We start from the raw sequence: 17,287 nt of genomic DNA, 5'->3' as shown, positions 1-17,287 counted from the left end.
TTCTAATTAATGACCTGCTTGGATATTCACCAAATGCTTACGTCCAAGGAGCAGGATGATCATGCCTAAGAGAACCACAGCCGCCCCTACATAATAAGGTGTGCTTGCTGTGTAAGTTTCAGCGAGTACTCCTGCAATCCAAGGCGCAATCGCACCACCAATAAATCGTACAGCACTGTATGAGGATGATGCAATTGAACGCTCAACAGGAGCTGATCCCATCACAGCCGTCGTCAGCACCGTATTGATCATGCCGAGAATTCCCCCAGCAATGACAATACCGCAAATGACCACGACCACATGTGATGTCCATATTCCAATGCCGAATAAAATCACAGCAAACGAAGCGAAGAGAACAACAAGAGCTGTTAATGTACCCAATTTGCGATGAATGACCGGCGCTGAGAAGACAGATGTCACAGCCAAAAATAATCCCCATCCAAAAAAGACATAGCCAAGACCATGCTCATCAAGATGAAGCACAAATGGCGAATAAGCTAGAAGAACAAAGAATCCAAAGTTATATAAGAAAGCAGCAGATGCCATCGTTAAAAGCCCCTTATATTTCAAGGCTCCAACAGCTTCAAATAACTTCACCTTTTTCTGCGGCTTTTGCATCGGTGGAAGCATAAACGTAATGGCTAAAAGAGCAACGAGCATTAACACTGCCACACCAAAGAATGGCCCGCGCCAAGAGATCGTCCCAAGCTCTCCGCCAAGCAGCGGTCCAACCGAAATCCCAAGACCTAGTGCAGCCTCGTATAAAATAATGGCCTTCGCACTTCCTCCAACAGACACGCCGACAATGACAGAGAGAGCCGTTGAAATGAATAAGGCATTCCCAATGCCCCATCCGCCTCTAAAGCCGATTAATTCATTAATCGTTGAAGAGGTACCCCCTAAAGCAGAAAAGACAATAATAAAAATAAGTCCGATTAATAACGTCCATTTCGCACCAATCCGACTAGAAATAAAACCGGTAAAAAACATCACAAAGCCAGTCACAAGTAAGTAGCTCGTAAACAAAAGAGAGACCTGACTTGGAGATGCATCTAATTGTGATGCAATGGCTGGCAAAATCGGGTCTACAAGCCCTATGCCCATAAATGAAATCACACAAGCAAAGGCCACCGCCCAGACGGCCTTTGGCTGTCTAAGCAGACTTGTACGCTGTTTCAATACTTCTTCTTCCTTCATTCCATCAGAACCTTTCCTACAGTTGTTTAACAAAATAAAATAAACACGCTGAGGTGTTTATTTTTGTAATTGCTCAATCGCATGAGCCGCTCTATCTTTCATCGTTTCAAGATCCTTTTTAAAGGCTTGAATCGTTTCAAGCTTTTTTGTAATCAATTGATGCTGCACAGTTAGCTGCGCCTCAATATCTAACAGTTTTTCTAATCGTTCCTTCGGATCAAGTGACAGCAAGTAGCCTTCTTTATTCAGCTCAAGCTGTTTTCCGATTTCCATAAACGATTGAAGCTCTTGTAAAGAAAAGCCAAGTACTTCTTTGGCCTGCATTACTTTCTCCAGTTCTTCCATGTCATCCTCTGAGTAAAGTCTGACACCGCCCTCTGTCCGCTTTGGTGCTGATAATAAACCAATCTCTTCATAGAAACGAATGGTCCGTTTCGTCAGACCGCTTCTTTTCGCCACTTGATCAATTTTCATCCATTCCATCACCAGTGCCTCCTGCTCATCAATTCATGTTTTATTATACACCTTTATGACCTTAACGTAAACGTTAATGTTTGATCACTTGATTTCTATTGTGGTTTGATGCAGAATAAATAGTAATCATTACGTTTTAAAGGAGGTACCCTATGCGTTCATTTCCATCCAAAAAAGAACGACACGCACAATTCGGTTCTGTCCCGCCAAGCGCTAGAACAAAACCTTGTCAAAAAGAGGACATGATAGACATCCAACAAACCGAACAGGACTTTTATTTTGATCTTGAACAGGTCGGAATTTGCCGTGTGTCGTACCCTGTACATATTTTGTCTAAAACGACTCCACAGCACCAAACCGCTTCCGCTGATTTTACGCTGAGTACATATTTGCCAGCTCATCAAAAAGGCATTCATATGAGCCGTCTCACCGAGCAGCTTCACTCATTTTATGAGAGCGGAAAGCCGGTGGATGTGGATTCCTTAAAAGAATTGACGGCACAGCTTGCCAAGCAAATGAATCAGCCATCTGCCTCGATTCAAGTTTCCTTTCCGTGGTACATGGAAAAAAAGAGTCCCATCAGCGGAAAGTCCGGTTTGATGCATGCAGACGTGCAATATGACATCCACTTTCATGAAGAAAACGGATGGATTTGTCATATTGGCTGCACTGCTCAAGTGACAACGTTATGTCCTTGTTCAAAAGAAATCAGTGAATACGGCGCACATAACCAGCGTGGCACTGTATCGATTCAGGTAGAGCTGTTTGAACAAGGTCAACTCCCTGATGACATGAAAGCAGATCTACTGCAGATCATCGAGTCTAATGCGAGTGCGCCCCTTTACCCTGTACTCAAAAGACCAGATGAAAAACAAGTGACCGAAGAGGCCTATGAAAATCCACGTTTTGTAGAGGATGTTGCGAGGTTAATTGCAGCAGAGCTATATGAACAAAACTGGATTAAAGGCTTTCAAATTGAGTGCCGAAATGAAGAATCCATTCACCAGCACGATGCTTATGCCAAATGTTCTTATCAAAAAAAACTGTAGAATGTCTCTACAGTTTTTTTAACAGCCTTTATTTTTCATTACTTTCTAATTCCTCAATCATCATCGACAGTTCTGTCCAGCGATCCATCGCTTGTTCTAATTCTTCAGCGACGGCTTTTTGCTTGTCCATCAGCTCTTGAATTTTCCCAAAATCACTGCCAGCCTCAGCAATGCTGGCTTCGAGCTGCTGGTGTTTGTCCTCTAGTGCTTGTATCCGATCTTCAATCCCATCCCATTCAAGCTGGTCCTTATAGGATAGTTTTTTCCTCTTTTTCGGTGCAGCTTCTACTTGTTTTTCAGCAGGTTTTGTCTCTGTTCGCTTCTGTTCTTTTTCTTGCTCCATGTAATCGCTGTAAGCACCTTGGAAGTGTGAAATACGTCCATTCCCTTCAAACACAAGCAGACGATGGACGACTCGGTCTAAGAAATAACGATCATGCGACACGGTGATGACTACGCCTGGGAACTGCTCCAAATAATCCTCTAAAATGCTGAGCGTCTCTGTATCAAGATCATTCGTCGGCTCATCTAAAAAGAGAACATTCGGCTCTTCCATCAATACCTTCAATAAATACAATCTGCGGCGCTCTCCCCCTGACAGCTTGCGGATAAACGTGCGCTGCATGGATCTAGGGAATAAAAATCTCTCCAGCATCTGCTCTGCTGTCACAATGACGCCATCTGCCGTTTTGACAATTTCAGCTGTTTCTTTGATGTAATCAATGATATTCAGCTCTTCATTCATTTCGTTATGGTCCTGCGTGTAATAGCCAATGCGGACTGTTTGTCCAATGGTCAATTGTCCATTCGTCGGTTCGATTTTACCCGCCAGGCAATTGAGTAAAGTCGTTTTGCCCACTCCATTCGGTCCGATAAATCCGATACGATCACCTGGCACGACTAAATCGCTGAACTGGTCCACAAGGGTTTGTCCAGCAAATGTGATGCTGATCTCTTCTGCCTCAATCACTTGTTTTCCAAGCCGGTGAGAACCGATCGCAAAATCAAGCTCTCCCTTTGCATCAGGTCCCTTTTGATCCTTCAGCTCTTCCACTCTGCCGATACGTGCTTTTTGCTTTGTTGTTCGAGCCTTTGCCCCTCTTCTGAGCCATGCAAGCTCACGTCTAAGCAAATTTTGACGTTTCGTTTCTTTTACTTGAGCTTCTGCTTCTCGTTCTGCTCTTTTTTCTAAAAAGACTTCATAATTTCCTTTATATGTGTAAAGCTGCCCCTGATTTAATTCATAAATCCGATTGGCGACACGGTTTAAGAAATAACGATCATGGGTTACAAGAATGACAGCCCCGCTGTATTGACTCAAATATCCCTCAAGCCATTCAATGGTTGCGTTGTCTAGATGGTTTGTCGGCTCATCTAAAATCAGCAAACCCGCAGGCTGGATTAAGTTTTTGGCGATCGCCACACGCTTTTTCTGTCCGCCTGATAACGCATGAACAGATCGGCTCACATCTTTGACGCCAAGCTTTGTCAAAATCGTTTTCGCCGAAAGGTTCGCATCCCATGCGTCGTCCTGATCCATTTTATTTTGCATACGCATAAGCGCTTCTTGTTTTGCCTCGTTTTGTGGATCATGCTCTAAATCAGCCAGCGCCTGTTCATAGGCTTTCATCGTTTGAATCATTGGTGCTGTTCCTGAAAAAATATAGTCGAGAATCGTTTCATCTCCGCTCATTTCAGGATCTTGCTCAAGAAATTCGATATCAAGTGTCCCTGCCTTTGTAATGTCGCCTTCCTCAAATGATTCAAGTCCTGCAATGACCTTTAAAAGCGTTGACTTCCCTGTTCCATTAGGTCCAATTAACCCGATGCGTTCCTTTGGTTCTATATGAAAAGAGATATGATCAAACAGCGTTTTTTCGCCATAGGTTTTATATAATCCTTCTACATTCAATAAACTCATTTTATCAGCCCTTACATAGATTCTTCCTTTATTTTAAATCAGCCAGTAGCAGAAAACTAGTTTTAAAAAAACCCGCTGCTGAAAAGAATGTTTCCTTTTGATGCTCGATACACTATGAAGAGGTGATCTAAAGATGATAACCATTAGTTTATGTATGATTGTGAAAAATGAAGAAGAGGTTTTGGCTGACTGCCTGTCTTCTGTTCAAGACATTGTAGATGAGATGATCATTGTTGATACAGGATCAACGGATCAAACAAAGGACATTGCTCACTCCTTTTCAGCAAAGGTACTCGACTTTGAATGGATCCAGCATTTTGCAAAAGCACGCAATTTCGCTTTTTCCCATGCGACAAAAGAGTATATCTTATGGCTGGATGCCGACGATGTCCTGCTTGAAGAGGATCAGCAAAAACTGCTTCAGCTCAAACAGACGCTTGATCCCGCAGTAGATGCCGTCTCGATGTTTTACCACGTTGGATTTAGTGAGGACGGTCAGGTGAATTTTAAATATAGAAGAAATCGGCTCGTCAAGCGTGCCTTGAACTTTCAGTGGTATGGGGCCGTTCATGAATTCCTTCAAGTGTATGGCAACATTTTTCCCGCTGATATCGCCGTCACCCATAAAAAGCGTAAGAAAACAACCGCCGGAGAGCCTGGACGCAATCTGCGCATTTATGAAAACATGCTTGCAAAAGGCGAAGAGATGACACCTCGTGATCTCTTTTACTTCGCCAATGAATTACGAGATAACAAGCAGCATGTGAAGGCGATTCGCTTTTATCACAAATTTTTAGCCACAAAACAATGCTGGATTGAGGATGAAATTCGCACATGCCAAAATTTAGCTGACTGCTATTATGCAGTCGGTTTTGAGGAAGCCGCCTTATCCTCCTTATTGCGATCCTTCTTATATGATCAGCCCCGTCCAGAATTTTGCTGCCGGATTGGGGATCATTTCAAAGCACAAAATAAACACAAAGCAGCGATCTATTGGTATGAGCAGGCACTGAAGGCACCTGAAATCGAAACAGCCTTTACACTGACACAATATAAAACATGGTATCCTCACCTTCAGCTTTGCTATTGTTATTATCAGCTCGGTGATTTGGCTCAAGCCAAAACCCATCATCTTGCATCCTCAGCCCATTACCCAACCCATCCGAGTGTGCTGTACAATGAAAAGATATTTGCTGAAGAAACGTAAATCTCCTGTTATCACATCCGCCTGTCAATGACGGCGGATGTCTTTTGATACACATTAGACTTTTGTGACATTTAACACTTTAGTGATTTAAAGCGTTTTTCAACCAATTGACTAAATTGTCATTTACGCATATACTAACATTCGTCTTACGAAAAGATTTATCCATTAGGAGGTCAACATGAGTTCTTTATTTAGAAAAAAGTCTCTCGATCAGCTCATGCTTGAAAGTCAAACGAAGCGGCTGAGCCGTTCTTTGAATACATTTGATTTAATCTTGCTTGGCATTGGCTGTGTGGTCGGGACTGGAATTTTTGTGATAACGGGGGTTGCGGCTGCGAAAGATGCGGGACCTGCGATTATTATATCTTTTATTTTGGCTGCGATCGCATGCGCACTTGCTGCTTTTTGCTATGCTGAATTTTCCTCGTCCATTCCAGTGTCAGGAAGTGTCTATACGTATTCTTACGCAACACTTGGAGAATTCCTCGCCTTTTTAATGGGCTGGGATTTAATGCTTGAATATGTTGTTGCGCTCTCTGCTGTGGCAAGCGGATGGTCATCCTATTTTCAATCACTGCTCAGTGGATTTGGTCTGCACATACCGAAGGCTTTATCGGCTGCACCCGGAGCCGCTGATGGGGCCATCTTCAACCTGCCAGGCGCACTCATTATTTTACTCATTACCTTTATTGTCTCAAGAGGCGTAAAAGAGAGCACGAAGCTGAATAACATCATTGTGCTCATCAAAATTGCCATTGTCCTCCTCTTTATCATTTCAGGCTTTGCTTACGTTAAACCTGAAAATTGGACACCTTTTATGCCGATGGGCTTCCATGGCGTGATCGCAGGAGCGGCCACTGTCTTTTTTGCTTACCTTGGATTTGATGCAATCGCTAATGCATCTGAAGAAGTCAAAAACCCGCAAAAAGCGATGCCGATCGGAATCATTGGTGCGCTCGGCGTTTGTACGATTTTATACATCGGGGTTTCATTTGTCTTAACAGGCATGGTTCACTATACGAAGCTGAATGTCAGTGATCCTGTCGCTTTTGCGCTTCAAGTGGTTGGCCTGAATAGTGTGGCAGGTATTATATCAGCAGGTGCCATTATCGGGATTACAACAGTGTTAATTGCCTTGGTCTATGCACAAGTTCGCTTAACCTTTGCGATGAGCCGAGATGGGCTCATGCCGAAAATCTTTTCAAACGTTCATCCAAAATCGAAGACACCGGTTGCCAACACTTGGCTGACAGGCGCTGTTGCGGCATGTATCGTAGGCTTTGTGAATTTATCAACGCTTGCGAATTTAGTGAGCATCGGTACGCTTGCGGCCTTTACGGTTATCTCGATCGCTGTGATCATACTCCGGAAAAAACATCCGAATATGAAAACAGCGTTTAAAGTACCCTTTGTTCCTGTCCTTCCCATCATTAGTGCGGTCATTTGTATGATCTTGGCTGCCACACTGAAATGGGAGACATGGCGAGCCTTCCTCATCTGGGTAGCCATTGGTGTCGTTGTGTATTTTACCTACGCAAGACGCAAAAGCCATCTGAATCAAACACAATAGAAAAGAGACACGGGGAATCCCGGTCTCTTTTTTGTTTAAATCACACTGTTTTTCACTGAATTCGAGTCCACCATATCAGGATCTAATACGCTTGAAATCGGAATGACAAGCGGTGAACAATCTCCATTGTCCTCACCAAAACCTTGGTTCAATTTCATCGAGAGAAAATAATCGATCTGCTGATAAGGTCCTAGCGTCAGTGATGCCCCCCGATCCATTGCATTGATTTTAAAAGCACCGACATTGACGACTGAGGGTGAGAATAACATCACACATCACTTCCTTGGAATAGGTTTAGCTGCTGGCGAAAAAGAGGCAGGTGAGTCCACTTGATCTCGATCATCTACATGGCTCTTTGTTCCGACAAAACCGCTGGCATCTCCAAAATTCTGTCCGTACCCCTGATTTTTTTTATCTGAGTTTTGCCACTCTGCTAACAAATTTTGTCCGACATTCACCGCCGACGCATTTTCAAAGGAATTAATTTTTAACATGAAAATATTAATATTGATATACGGAGTTGGTTGAACCACAGATAAACCTCCTTTTTATAGGTATATGCGAGCACCCATCAAGTATGTTAACAGGAGGTCTTCACATGGACTTCGAAAAAATGAAGCAGTGGATGGACATTGCCCAGCAAATGCATGGAGATGATTTTTGGAAAATGATATTCGATGATGAGCAAAGATCTCCCTTTATGGCAAATGGTCCGTCTCCATTTACATTCTCGCAGCAAGATCAGCGAGGAACAGATGCATCGTTTCCACCAGTCGACATTGTGGAAACCCCTACTGAATTTCAGTACTTAATTTATCTGCCTGGCTACCGGAAGGAAGATGTTCAGGTGCTGTCATATGGTGAATATTTAGTTGTAAAAGGACAGCGTTTTTCCTTTTTTAACGAACAGGATTTTCGCCAAAAACAAGGAAAGTATGGTCCGTTTGAAAGAAAAATTCGGCTCCCAGATATGATTCTTGGTCAAATGAATGCGGCCTTTAAAGACGGCGTGCTATACATTCGCCTGCAAAAAGATGAAGGTAAAGCAACTGCGATTATCATAGATGACGAATATTGATACTGACTGCGTCTATTAGATCACGATCATCAATCGTTTCAATCGGCAAGATCGTGATCACGCCATCGGCATTTTGTTCACCAAAACCATTGTTTCTTTTGATCGTCGAGCAGTGATTTCGTACGATCGTCGAACCGAATGTCATCGAGGACCCTGTACCAATCGTATTCGTCTTCATATGGGTAATCTGAATGCGTGTAGGCAGCATGCCCTTCTCCCCTTTCATGTATCTCTATAAGTATATACCGGGCAGCTTTTCCATAGACTAGAGCAAGGCGAAAGAAAAGGTTGTGGTCCACTTGAAACATTTCATTCAATCACTCTTAAAAAAAACCGAAGCCAGTCCATCCCCCTCTGTCGTCGAGCTGGAAAAAAGACTCACCGCTCTTGAGCAGAAAATGTCTGCACCTGCTCCGCCTGTCTCGGAGGATACGCACATTCACATTGAATCACTGCATGTGGACAAAATTGACTACCATTTAGAGTTTGGTGAGCTTTCCATTGATCAGCTTAAAGGCAGACTCAACATTGGGGCCACCTATTACACGCCAAAGGACCCGCACCTCAAAAAGGCAGCTTCAGTACCGAAGCCAAAAGAAACAAAAACACCAAAAGTCTCCATTCGATCAAAGTCTTCATCTCAGCACGACCGGAAGCCAGAAATAAACCGCAAGCACAATCGCTACAATACTGATCACATTTAGCCAAAAGCCAGCCTTGACCATATCAGATATTTTCAGCACGTCTGCACTAAAGACAGCCGCATTTGGCGGTGTGGAGATTGGCAGCATAAATGCACATGAGGAAGCTAACGCAGCCGCAGCCATTAGGCCATACGGCTCCATGCCAATTGCAAGTCCAAGCCCTACTGTAATTGGAATGATCATGTTCGCAACTGCTGTATTAGACATAATTTCGGTCATAAATAAAATTGAAGCCGTTAAAATAATTAGCAGCATGAGGTAAGACAGCCCATTTAAATGCTGTAAATTTTCCCCGATCCATCCTGTTAGATTCGTTTCCGCAAATCCTGTAGCGAGCGAAAGCCCGCCTCCAAACAAAAGCAAAAGCCCCCATGGCAACTGCTTCATATCCTGCCATTCTAGTATTCTCTCTCCATTTGTCGCTGGAATGAGAAATAACAGCATCGCCCCAAAGATTGCGATCGACGTATCCGAGACAGGAAGCCCGCCAAACAAAAAGATTTTAAAGATCCATAAAAAAGCCGTCATAAGAAAAATAGCAAAAACCCATTTTTCTTCTTGTTTCATTTTGCCTAAATCCTCTAAACCCTTCCGTATAAACGCTGCTCCCATTTCCCCTGTGTGCTCTACCTTGAATTGTATCTTGGTCAAATACAGAAATAAGAGAATAAGCAGGACAGCCGCTACCGGAAAACCAAACAAAAACCATTCAAAAAACATAATTTCTCGATCCAACAGCTTTTTTGACATCGCCGCAAAAACAGCATTTGGCACAGACCCAACGAGTGTCGCCAGTCCGCCAATTGAGGCTGAATAAGCGACCGATAATAGGATGCTTTTACTGAATCGGTCAAGAGATGCACCAGACAAAATATCGTTCGCCTTCACCTCTTTAATCACAGCCAGTGCCACCGGCAGCATCATCAGTGCTGTGGCTGCATTTGAAATCCACATAGATAGAAAAGCCGTTGCCATCATAACCCCTAATACAATGCGGTCACTTCTTGTGCCAATGATGTTTAAAATATGTAAGGCCATTCTTCTATGTAAATTCCATTTTTCAATGGCAATGGCAATCATAAATCCGCCCATGTACATAAAAACAATCGGGTCTCCATACGCTCTTGATGTTTGCTCCATCGATAGCCCGCCAAGTGTAGGCAAAAGGATGATGGGCAATAAAGAGGTCGCCGGTATAGGCAAAGCTTCTGTGACCCACCATGTCGCAGTCCAAGCCGTAACGCCCAGTACCACTCTTGCTGCATAGGTCAATTCACTTTCTGGAATGAGCAAAAAAATAAGCAAAAAGAAGATCGGTCCAAGAACAAATCCAGTTAGATTCACTTTTTTATAAACGATCACAATTCCCCCTTCATGAAAACGCTTTTAAAATTTTTCTAATTTTTCACATTCGATGATCACATAAAAAATCCTTTAAATCATAAGAAAAAATGAAGAGATTCTTCAGCAGCAACTGTGTCTTGCTTCATATTTCCACTTCATGTCTTAGTCTATTTTCATAGGAGAAACTATACAAATCCTACACAGTAACTGTAAACTATAGAGGATCTAATCAAAAATTGAGGTGTTTTCATTGTATACAGATCAACGAAAATCATTTTGGAAACAGAAAAAAGTCATCATTCCCCTTCTTAGCATCATCGTGATTGCTGCTGCTCTCTTTTTCTTAAAAGATTCGCTTTTCTCAAAAGAAAAAGAGGCGCTGAAAGCCGCTGAATCCTTTACGAAACATCTGGAGAAAAAAGAATTCACGAAACTGGCAGATGAGGTCACAAGTGGCTCTCTGAAAGCCAGTGACTTTTCTAAAAAACAACTTGCCGAAAAATACGATAAGATCTTTAGCGGCATTGGTGCAAGTGATCTAAACGTCTCAAACGTCAACGTAGAAAAACAGGACAAAGGAAATGGGTATCAATTCACCTATGAAGTCACGATGAAAACGTCACTTGGAAAGCTGAACAAACTCTCTTACAAGGGCGTTCTCTCCGAAGAGGATAACGAGTGGAAAGTAGACTGGAAACCAAATCTCATCTTCCCGCAAATGGAAACGGGTGACACCATCAAAGTGACAACGGATCCTGCGGTACGCGGAAATATTGTAGATCGAAAAGGGCGCACGTTAGCCGAAACAACTGGTGGACACGCACTTGGCATCATCCCTGGAAAGCTCGGGACAGGTACGGAAAAAGAAAGCAACATCAAAAAAATCAGCAGCGCTTTTGATATAGATGAAGAGCTGATTCAAAATCAGCTGAAACAAGCATGGGTCACAGACGACACATTTGTTCCGCTAAAGTCTATGTTAGAGCAAACGCCGATTCCAAAGGACATAAATGGCGTCACCTATCAAACGAAGGAAATGCGCTACTATCCATATAACGAAGCCGCTGCTCATTTGACAGGCTATGTCGGAAAAGCAAATGCGGATGATATCAAAAGAAATCCAGCTTTAAAGGCGGATCAAATCATCGGCAAAACCGGCCTTGAATTCACATTTGACAAGAACTTAAGAGGACAAGATGGCGGAAGCATCCTCATTATCCATGATGAAACAGGTATTGAAGAAACATTACAAAAAACAGACCGAAAAGACGGAAAAACAGTCAAGCTGACCATTGATGCATCTTTACAGAAAAAAGCCTATCAACAGCTGAAAGGTGAAAAAGGGGCTGTCACCATTATGAACCCATCATCAGGTGATTTATTAGCGCTTGTTAGCACCCCTTCTTACGATGTCAATTTAATGACCAACGGGATCACGCCTAAACAATATCAAGCATACAGTGAAAATCCTGATCTCCCATTCCAAGCTCGATATGCGAGCAGATATGCACCAGGATCTACATTCAAAACCATTACAGCAGCGATTGGACTGGAAACAGGTGTCACAAAGCCTAATAAAGTACGCACCATTCATGGACTGAAATGGCAGAAGGATCAATCTTGGGGAAATTATCGCATTACACGGGTTCATGACAAAGAACAAGTCAATATGGTCGATGCCCTCGTGTACTCAGATAATATTTATTTTGGACAGGAAGCCCTTGAAATCGGCAAAGATACTTACGAGAAAAAAGTGAAAACATTTGGATTTGGTGATGATTTAAACATGCCGTTTACAATGAAACCGGCACAAGTGTCTAACGACGGAATCAAATCAGACATCTTACTTGCCGACTCAGCATATGGCCAAGGAGAATTACTCATGTCACCAATTGAACAAGTACATGCCTATTCTCCATTTGCAACAGGAGGAAAGCTTGTGTACCCTCGAGTCATTCAGGATGAAAAAACAGCATCACCAAAACAGATCATCAAAGAAGATACAGCAAATACGGTGAAGGACGCACTCACTCAAGTCGTCACCAATTCAAACGGAACCGCTCACTCGTTGCAAATAAAAGGGGCTGATATAGCCGCTAAAACGGGAACAGCGGAACTAAAGAGCAAACAAGGTGCGACAGACGGTACTGAAAATGGATTTTTACTTGCGTTTAATCCTAAAAAAGAAGATTACGTCCTCGTCGGCATGATTGAAGGTGTGAAAAACCGTGGAGGCAGTGGACTTGTCATTCAAAAAATGAAGCCTGTCATCGCTTCTTTCTATAAATAACCCTTTAGAGACACACGCTCCATCAAGCGCATGTGTCTCTTTTTTTCTAAATCATGACAATTTGCTATTGTTTTATAGTTCACCTTATGAATAAAATGAGGAGAATGAAAAAAGAAACAAGTTGAATGAAAGGAGGAAGTCTCATTGGCTATTGCTGCTCAAACAAAGGATAAACCTCAAAAAGCGGTCACCGGTTCAACGGTTTATCCTATTTTATTGATTATTGGTATTTGCCATATGCTCAACGACACATTGCAAGCCGTGATTCCTGCCATGTTCCCTATTTTAGAACGCTCAATGGGGCTGACCTTTACTCAATTAGGGCTAATCGCCTTTACATTAAATATGGTCTCCTCTGTCATGCAGCCTGCGATCGGGTGGTACACAGATAAACGGCCGATGCCCTATGCACTGCCTATCGCATTATTTTCAAGTGCTGTCGGCATTTTCGGCCTTGCGTTTGCGCCATCATTTGCGACCATCCTGCTGTGCGTCGTCTTTATTGGACTTGGCTCTGCGATTTTCCATCCAGAGGGCTCACGGGTTGCCAACATGGCAGCTGGTCCTAGACGGGGTCTTGCTCAATCCATCTATCAAGTCGGTGGAAATACAGGTCAAGCCTTTGCTCCGCTAATCGCTGCATTCATGCTCGTCCCTCTCGGTCAGCCAGGTGTGGCTTGGTTTACGATTGTTGGAATGATTGCTGTCGGTTTCCTTCTTTATATTTCAAGATGGTACGCAGGAAGACTTCAAACCATTCGAGCACAAGCGAAAAAAGCGCCTGCAAAAGCAGCAAGATCTGAACTTCACCGCAAATCAGCGCTCACAGCACTTGGCATTATCGTCTTTCTTATTTTCGCACGTTCTTGGTATGGAAATGCGATCTCGAATTTCTATGCGTTTTATGCGATTGAACAATATGGTTTGACGATTAAAGAATCACAAACTTATATTTTCTTATTTCTTATATTGGGTGCGATTGGGACATTTTTAGGCGGGCCGCTTGCAGACCGCTTCGGCAAGAAAACCGTGATTTTAATTTCCTTATTGGCATCCTTTCCGCTTGCCCTACTTCTCCCATTTGCCGGACCAGTTGTTGCTTATGTTTTACTTGGACTTATTGGGATCATTCTGACTTCAAGCTTCTCTGTCACCGTGGTCTATGCCCAAGAACTATTTCCCGGGAAAATTGGCACAATGTCTGGTTTAACTGTTGGACTTGCGTTTGGTATGGGAGCGATTGGATCCGTTGCCCTCGGCTCATTAATTGATGCAGTCGGTTTAACGCCTACCATGATCGGTGTCGCCTTTTTACCGATATTAGGCATCCTAGCCTTTTTACTGCCAAGCGATCAGACCATAGCGAAATGGAATGAATCATAAAAGGTAAAAACCGCTCAATAAATGAGCGGTTTTTTCATAACTTATAAAAATGCGTGTCAGGAACATGCTTCTTTGCAATAAACCCCTGCTGAAAGTCTGGAAAGACCTTTTGCACCTGTTTAATTTTCAGATGAATCAAATCCGCATACGGAATATACAAATGATCCACAAGAGTGTGTTCTGTCATATAGTAATACCAATTCAGATTAAAGTTCTTTTCATCAATGATCGTAAAGGCAGAAAAATGATAGAACAGCAGTGGACATTCGTCGAGATACATATCTCCTTTCACAACGGAAAGCTTATAGTTTTCAATATTCCAAATCGCTGCATTGGCACCTTTAGATGCCACCACATGGACACCCTCAAAATCATCGACCCATCTTTCAACATACCGCTGATCACCATATGTCTTTTTTTCCGTATCCATTTCTACTGTACAGTGCGCAATGCAGTTCTCTTTCCACTGCGTCACAGCCCGTTTGGCCACATCTGTGTTTCGACAGCCTACAAAGCCAGTATTAAAACGGCCGGATAATTCATAAAAGTGATAGAATCGCTTGGAATTCATATGATCTGTCAAAAATACATGAGCGAGTGGATTTTCTGCAAATATCGCCTCTGGATCATGATAAAAATACAAATCCGTATCCAAATGAGCGAGATAATCTGCATCAGAGGACTCAAGAATTTTGAGTAGAAACGCAGGCTTAAGCGTCCAGCAATACTCGTGGAACGTACGATCCGCCTTTGCTTTTCGCAGCGAATCATCTTCCACATCTTCAAGCTGTTCATATTGGACATGTGGATGAGGAAACTGACTTAACACCTTGTAAGCCAAAGGATCAGCACATAAGACAGAAAGTTTGTATGATTGAGCCGTCTGCTCAAGTGAATGAATCAGCGCCAGCAGCTTAAATACATGGGTATTGGACACAATGGTTGTGAAATGATAGGATGCCATCTACAACACATCCACTTGGAACAAGTCAACATGCAGCAGCTCTTTTGTGAGCCCTTGAATGGCTTCTACCAGCACCGTGCATCCATGTTCCTGCTTGGCAAGCTGGGCCGCCTCTGACAGCTTTTTCAAAGGGAAATGCTTTGCCGTCAGCACGTCCTTTTGATCACGTTTAATGCCCACATTCCGCTCTGTGATCATATGAAGTAGCTCCAAAAAATAAGCAAGCAGATCATCATATGCTGCATTCTTACGCAGCTGGCGAATGTCTTTCACGATATCATTTGTCACGGTATGAGAAAATGGTCCAGAGAAAGCCAGATGAACATCAATCGAATCAATATTGTTGTACTTCTCGCACATATACAAAATGTTATATTTGATGTCATCGAATGACGTTAAATTACTTGGATGTTCCTGATGCACACTTAAAATATCCTCACGCAGCTCAAATGAGAGGCCAAGCTGATGCAGACGAATGCCTAAATCATAATCCTCAAACCCGTATCGAACGATTTTTTCATCAAACATCCCTAGTTCCATAACATGCTTTCGCTTGACGGAAGAGTTATTTGTGATAAAAAATCGCCACGGCAATTGATAAGAACTTAAATCATAGTCGTACGTGTTTAAAATGTCTTTCAGAATATCAATAAATTCGGACTGCAAGTCGAAGCTTCTCTCTAGAAATGCGCCGTTTTTTATTTCCTCCATCGACACAAGAGACGTTTTGTCTTTCATTTTCCGCTGATACAGCCCTTGTTTTTTTAATCGATTCACATGATCTTTATCAAAACCTTTGTAAAAATAACGATAGATTCGCTTCCAGCAAACACCGCAAATCACACGGTCCTCATGATCAGCATGTGCCTCTGCGTGCTTTTGAATAAATTGGGGCTCTGCCAACATATCGCTGTCATGGAATATTAAGAGGTCTCCCTCTGCCTCACGAATGGCATGATTGCGCCCCTTGGCAATTCCTTGATTGACAGGAATACGCACCTTTTTGAATGGAAAGTTCACCTCAATGTTTTCGAGCATTTCCATCGTGCCGTCCGTTGACCCATTATCAGCAACAATGACCTCAAATGGAATATCGGTTTCCTGAAGCGTTAAGGAAAAGAGGCTCCCTTCTAAACGCTCTTTCGCATTATAACTCGGAATAATGACGCTGACTTTCGGCTTTTCATTCATGCGCCATCCTCCTCCAGTTTGGCATAGCCGTTAAACATCGGATTGACTTGTTCTACCGATTCAATCACATGACGCAGCACTTCCCGATAGGCTTCTTGGAAAAATGGCAAGTCATCTCTTCCTTTTTCATGGATTTGCTGCATATCATCTTTGCTTAAGATCCGAAAACCACTGAAATGATAGCAAATGAGTGGGCTTCCATCCTCAAGCAAAATACGTCCATTCTCTTCCTGATAAGAATGCTGGCCATAATTCCAGTGACCAATATTCACACCCTTTGTTTGAATATCTTCTACTTTTTCAAACAGCATCGGCATATGATCCAAATACCCTTGATCGCCAAATTTTCCTTCTCCAGGCGCATTTTTGCATTCCTTTAGACATTCTTCTTGCCACCAGCTCAGGCACTTTCGGCCGGCTTCATCTCCTTTAAAATGGAGGAAGCCTGAATTGTAGCGCCCTAAAAGTTTTTGAAGCATCTTCACTTCCTCTGGATCAAAGCTTGGAATGACAATATCCCCTCTTGATAGAAGCACAGACGCATCAGGCTGGTTTTGAAAAATCACTTGCGGACTCTCATAAAAGAACAAATCCGCATCAAGATACGTCACTTCCTCCGCCTGGTCCTGCTTAAATAGCCACTCAATCCAAATCGGTTTTAATGTCCAGCAATATTCCGAATCATTTCGTTCCTTTTTGATCTCTAGAAGCTCCGGCGTTTCAAGCTCACGCACATGAACAAGATCGACATGCGGGAAATTCATTTGATGAAGCAAATCAAATGCAGCATCATCCATACATAACGTCTTGATGACAGCATCATCTTCTACTTGCTTCAACGATAAGAAAAACGCAATGGCTTGATAAAGTCTTCCACTTGATAGAACCGTACAATATATGCTGTTCATCTGTATA

At 42.8% G+C, this 17,287-nt stretch carries 17 protein-coding genes; 7 read left to right on the top strand and 10 right to left on the bottom strand.

Annotated elements, in window-relative coordinates; genetic code table 11:
* Positions 1–6: 6 nt before the first annotated feature.
* Together V7L95_RS10595 and V7L95_RS10590 are read right to left on the bottom strand one after the other, a co-directional pair.
* Entirely contained in the window at positions 7–1,197 is a 1,191-nt protein-coding gene (locus V7L95_RS10595) for an MFS transporter (protein ID WP_076822825.1), read from the bottom strand.
* Positions 1,198–1,254: 57 nt separating this feature from the next.
* Entirely contained in the window at positions 1,255–1,680 is a 426-nt protein-coding gene (locus V7L95_RS10590; RefSeq protein WP_017360410.1) for a MerR family transcriptional regulator, read from the bottom strand.
* Positions 1,681–1,823: 143 nt separating this feature from the next.
* On the opposite strand from V7L95_RS10590, the gene folE2 reads away from it, so the two are divergent.
* Positions 1,824–2,720, top strand: a complete 897-nt coding sequence (gene folE2 / locus V7L95_RS10585) for a GTP cyclohydrolase FolE2 (RefSeq protein WP_108611404.1) — start codon at positions 1,824–1,826, stop codon at positions 2,718–2,720.
* A 28-nt stretch (positions 2,721–2,748) separates the two neighbouring features.
* Here folE2 and V7L95_RS10580 read toward each other — a convergent pair whose 3' ends face one another.
* Positions 2,749–4,641 (bottom strand): ABC-F family ATP-binding cassette domain-containing protein, encoded by a 1,893-nt coding sequence (locus V7L95_RS10580; protein WP_025206900.1) that lies wholly within the window; start codon positions 4,639–4,641, stop codon positions 2,749–2,751.
* Between the two features lie 133 nt (positions 4,642–4,774).
* Here V7L95_RS10580 and V7L95_RS10575 point away from each other — a divergent pair, with 133 nt between their 5' ends.
* Together V7L95_RS10575 and V7L95_RS10570 are read left to right on the top strand one after the other, a co-directional pair.
* Positions 4,775–5,848 carry a glycosyltransferase family 2 protein gene (locus V7L95_RS10575; RefSeq protein WP_340966242.1) on the top strand — a complete coding sequence of 358 codons (1,074 nt, stop codon included), beginning with the start codon at positions 4,775–4,777 and terminating at the stop codon, positions 5,846–5,848.
* Between the two features lie 178 nt (positions 5,849–6,026).
* Positions 6,027–7,418 (top strand): amino acid permease, encoded by a 1,392-nt coding sequence (locus V7L95_RS10570; protein WP_008344176.1) that lies wholly within the window; start codon positions 6,027–6,029, stop codon positions 7,416–7,418.
* Positions 7,419–7,453: 35 nt separating this feature from the next.
* Here V7L95_RS10570 and V7L95_RS10565 read toward each other — a convergent pair whose 3' ends face one another.
* Together V7L95_RS10565 and V7L95_RS10560 are read right to left on the bottom strand one after the other, a co-directional pair.
* Positions 7,454–7,687 (bottom strand): hypothetical protein, encoded by a 234-nt coding sequence (locus V7L95_RS10565; RefSeq protein ID WP_008344178.1) that lies wholly within the window; start codon positions 7,685–7,687, stop codon positions 7,454–7,456.
* 6 nt (positions 7,688–7,693) lie between these two features.
* Positions 7,694–7,951, bottom strand: coding sequence for a hypothetical protein (locus tag V7L95_RS10560; RefSeq protein WP_008344180.1), 258 nt, complete (start codon positions 7,949–7,951; stop codon positions 7,694–7,696).
* A 65-nt stretch (positions 7,952–8,016) separates the two neighbouring features.
* On the opposite strand from V7L95_RS10560, the gene V7L95_RS10555 reads away from it, so the two are divergent.
* Complete coding sequence (locus V7L95_RS10555) at positions 8,017–8,496, top strand: Hsp20/alpha crystallin family protein (RefSeq protein ID WP_008344182.1); 480 nt, start codon at positions 8,017–8,019, stop codon at positions 8,494–8,496.
* Here V7L95_RS10555 and V7L95_RS10550 read toward each other — a convergent pair.
* Positions 8,477–8,704: a hypothetical protein gene (locus tag V7L95_RS10550; RefSeq protein WP_017360415.1), complete on the bottom strand. Its 228-nt coding sequence runs from the start codon at positions 8,702–8,704 to the stop codon at positions 8,477–8,479. The two genes, V7L95_RS10555 and V7L95_RS10550, sit on opposite strands and share 20 nt — an antisense overlap.
* A 91-nt stretch (positions 8,705–8,795) precedes the next feature.
* Between V7L95_RS10550 and V7L95_RS10545 the strand changes: the two genes are divergently transcribed.
* A complete protein-coding gene (locus V7L95_RS10545) occupies positions 8,796–9,200 on the top strand; it encodes a hypothetical protein (RefSeq protein ID WP_035391392.1) in 405 nt (134 codons plus the stop codon).
* Here the strand turns inward: V7L95_RS10545 and V7L95_RS10540 are convergent.
* On the bottom strand, positions 9,132–10,562 hold the full coding sequence (locus V7L95_RS10540; RefSeq protein WP_052320789.1) for a DASS family sodium-coupled anion symporter: 1,431 nt from the start codon (positions 10,560–10,562) through the stop codon (positions 9,132–9,134). The two genes, V7L95_RS10545 and V7L95_RS10540, sit on opposite strands and share 69 nt — an antisense overlap.
* A 232-nt stretch (positions 10,563–10,794) precedes the next feature.
* On the opposite strand from V7L95_RS10540, the gene V7L95_RS10535 reads away from it, so the two are divergent.
* Both V7L95_RS10535 and V7L95_RS10530 read left to right on the top strand, forming a co-directional pair.
* Positions 10,795–12,834, top strand: a complete 2,040-nt coding sequence (locus V7L95_RS10535; protein WP_171465073.1) for a penicillin-binding transpeptidase domain-containing protein — start codon at positions 10,795–10,797, stop codon at positions 12,832–12,834.
* Between the two features lie 144 nt (positions 12,835–12,978).
* Positions 12,979–14,217: an MFS transporter gene (locus V7L95_RS10530; RefSeq protein ID WP_046342907.1), complete on the top strand. Its 1,239-nt coding sequence runs from the start codon at positions 12,979–12,981 to the stop codon at positions 14,215–14,217.
* Between the two features lie 34 nt (positions 14,218–14,251).
* On the opposite strand, the gene V7L95_RS10525 is transcribed toward V7L95_RS10530, so the two are convergent.
* From V7L95_RS10525 to V7L95_RS10515, 3 genes are read right to left on the bottom strand one after another with little or no spacing between them, the layout of a single operon-like run.
* Entirely contained in the window at positions 14,252–15,181 is a 930-nt protein-coding gene (locus tag V7L95_RS10525) for a putative nucleotide-diphospho-sugar transferase (RefSeq protein WP_017360420.1), read from the bottom strand.
* Positions 15,182–16,372 carry a glycosyltransferase family 2 protein gene (locus V7L95_RS10520; protein WP_108611401.1) on the bottom strand — a complete coding sequence of 397 codons (1,191 nt, stop codon included), beginning with the start codon at positions 16,370–16,372 and terminating at the stop codon, positions 15,182–15,184.
* The gene (locus V7L95_RS10515; protein WP_129548153.1) at positions 16,369–17,280 is read right to left on the bottom strand and encodes a putative nucleotide-diphospho-sugar transferase; all 912 of its coding nucleotides are present in this window, start codon (positions 17,278–17,280) and stop codon (positions 16,369–16,371) included. The genes V7L95_RS10520 and V7L95_RS10515 overlap by 4 nt, the downstream gene beginning before the upstream one ends.
* Positions 17,281–17,287: the final 7 nt, after the last annotated feature.

This window comes from Bacillus sp. PPSBB_11, assembly GCF_038023285.1.
Taxonomy (GTDB): domain Bacteria; phylum Bacillota; class Bacilli; order Bacillales; family Bacillaceae; genus Bacillus; species Bacillus altitudinis.
This window is presented reverse-complemented; position numbering and strand designations above follow the sequence as displayed.

Bases quoted from the DNA above. Each gene is read 5' to 3' on its own strand.
- V7L95_RS10525 (WP_017360420.1), bottom strand. From the start codon at position 15,181: ATGGCATCCTATCATTTCACAACCATTGTGTCCAATACCCATGTATTT.
- V7L95_RS10580 (WP_025206900.1), bottom strand. From the start codon at position 4,641: ATGAGTTTATTGAATGTAGAAGGATTATATAAAACCTATGGCGAAAAA.
- V7L95_RS10520 (WP_108611401.1), bottom strand. From the start codon at position 16,372: ATGAATGAAAAGCCGAAAGTCAGCGTCATTATTCCGAGTTATAATGCG.
- V7L95_RS10550 (WP_017360415.1), bottom strand. From the start codon at position 8,704: ATGCTGCCTACACGCATTCAGATTACCCATATGAAGACGAATACGATT.
- V7L95_RS10570 (WP_008344176.1), top strand. From the start codon at position 6,027: ATGAGTTCTTTATTTAGAAAAAAGTCTCTCGATCAGCTCATGCTTGAA.
- V7L95_RS10590 (WP_017360410.1), bottom strand. From the start codon at position 1,680: ATGGAATGGATGAAAATTGATCAAGTGGCGAAAAGAAGCGGTCTGACG.
- V7L95_RS10555 (WP_008344182.1), top strand. From the start codon at position 8,017: ATGGACTTCGAAAAAATGAAGCAGTGGATGGACATTGCCCAGCAAATG.
- V7L95_RS10595 (WP_076822825.1), bottom strand. From the start codon at position 1,197: ATGAAGGAAGAAGAAGTATTGAAACAGCGTACAAGTCTGCTTAGACAG.
- V7L95_RS10575 (WP_340966242.1), top strand. From the start codon at position 4,775: ATGATAACCATTAGTTTATGTATGATTGTGAAAAATGAAGAAGAGGTT.
- folE2 (WP_108611404.1), top strand. From the start codon at position 1,824: ATGCGTTCATTTCCATCCAAAAAAGAACGACACGCACAATTCGGTTCT.
- V7L95_RS10515 (WP_129548153.1), bottom strand. From the start codon at position 17,280: ATGAACAGCATATATTGTACGGTTCTATCAAGTGGAAGACTTTATCAA.
- V7L95_RS10565 (WP_008344178.1), bottom strand. From the start codon at position 7,687: ATGTTATTCTCACCCTCAGTCGTCAATGTCGGTGCTTTTAAAATCAAT.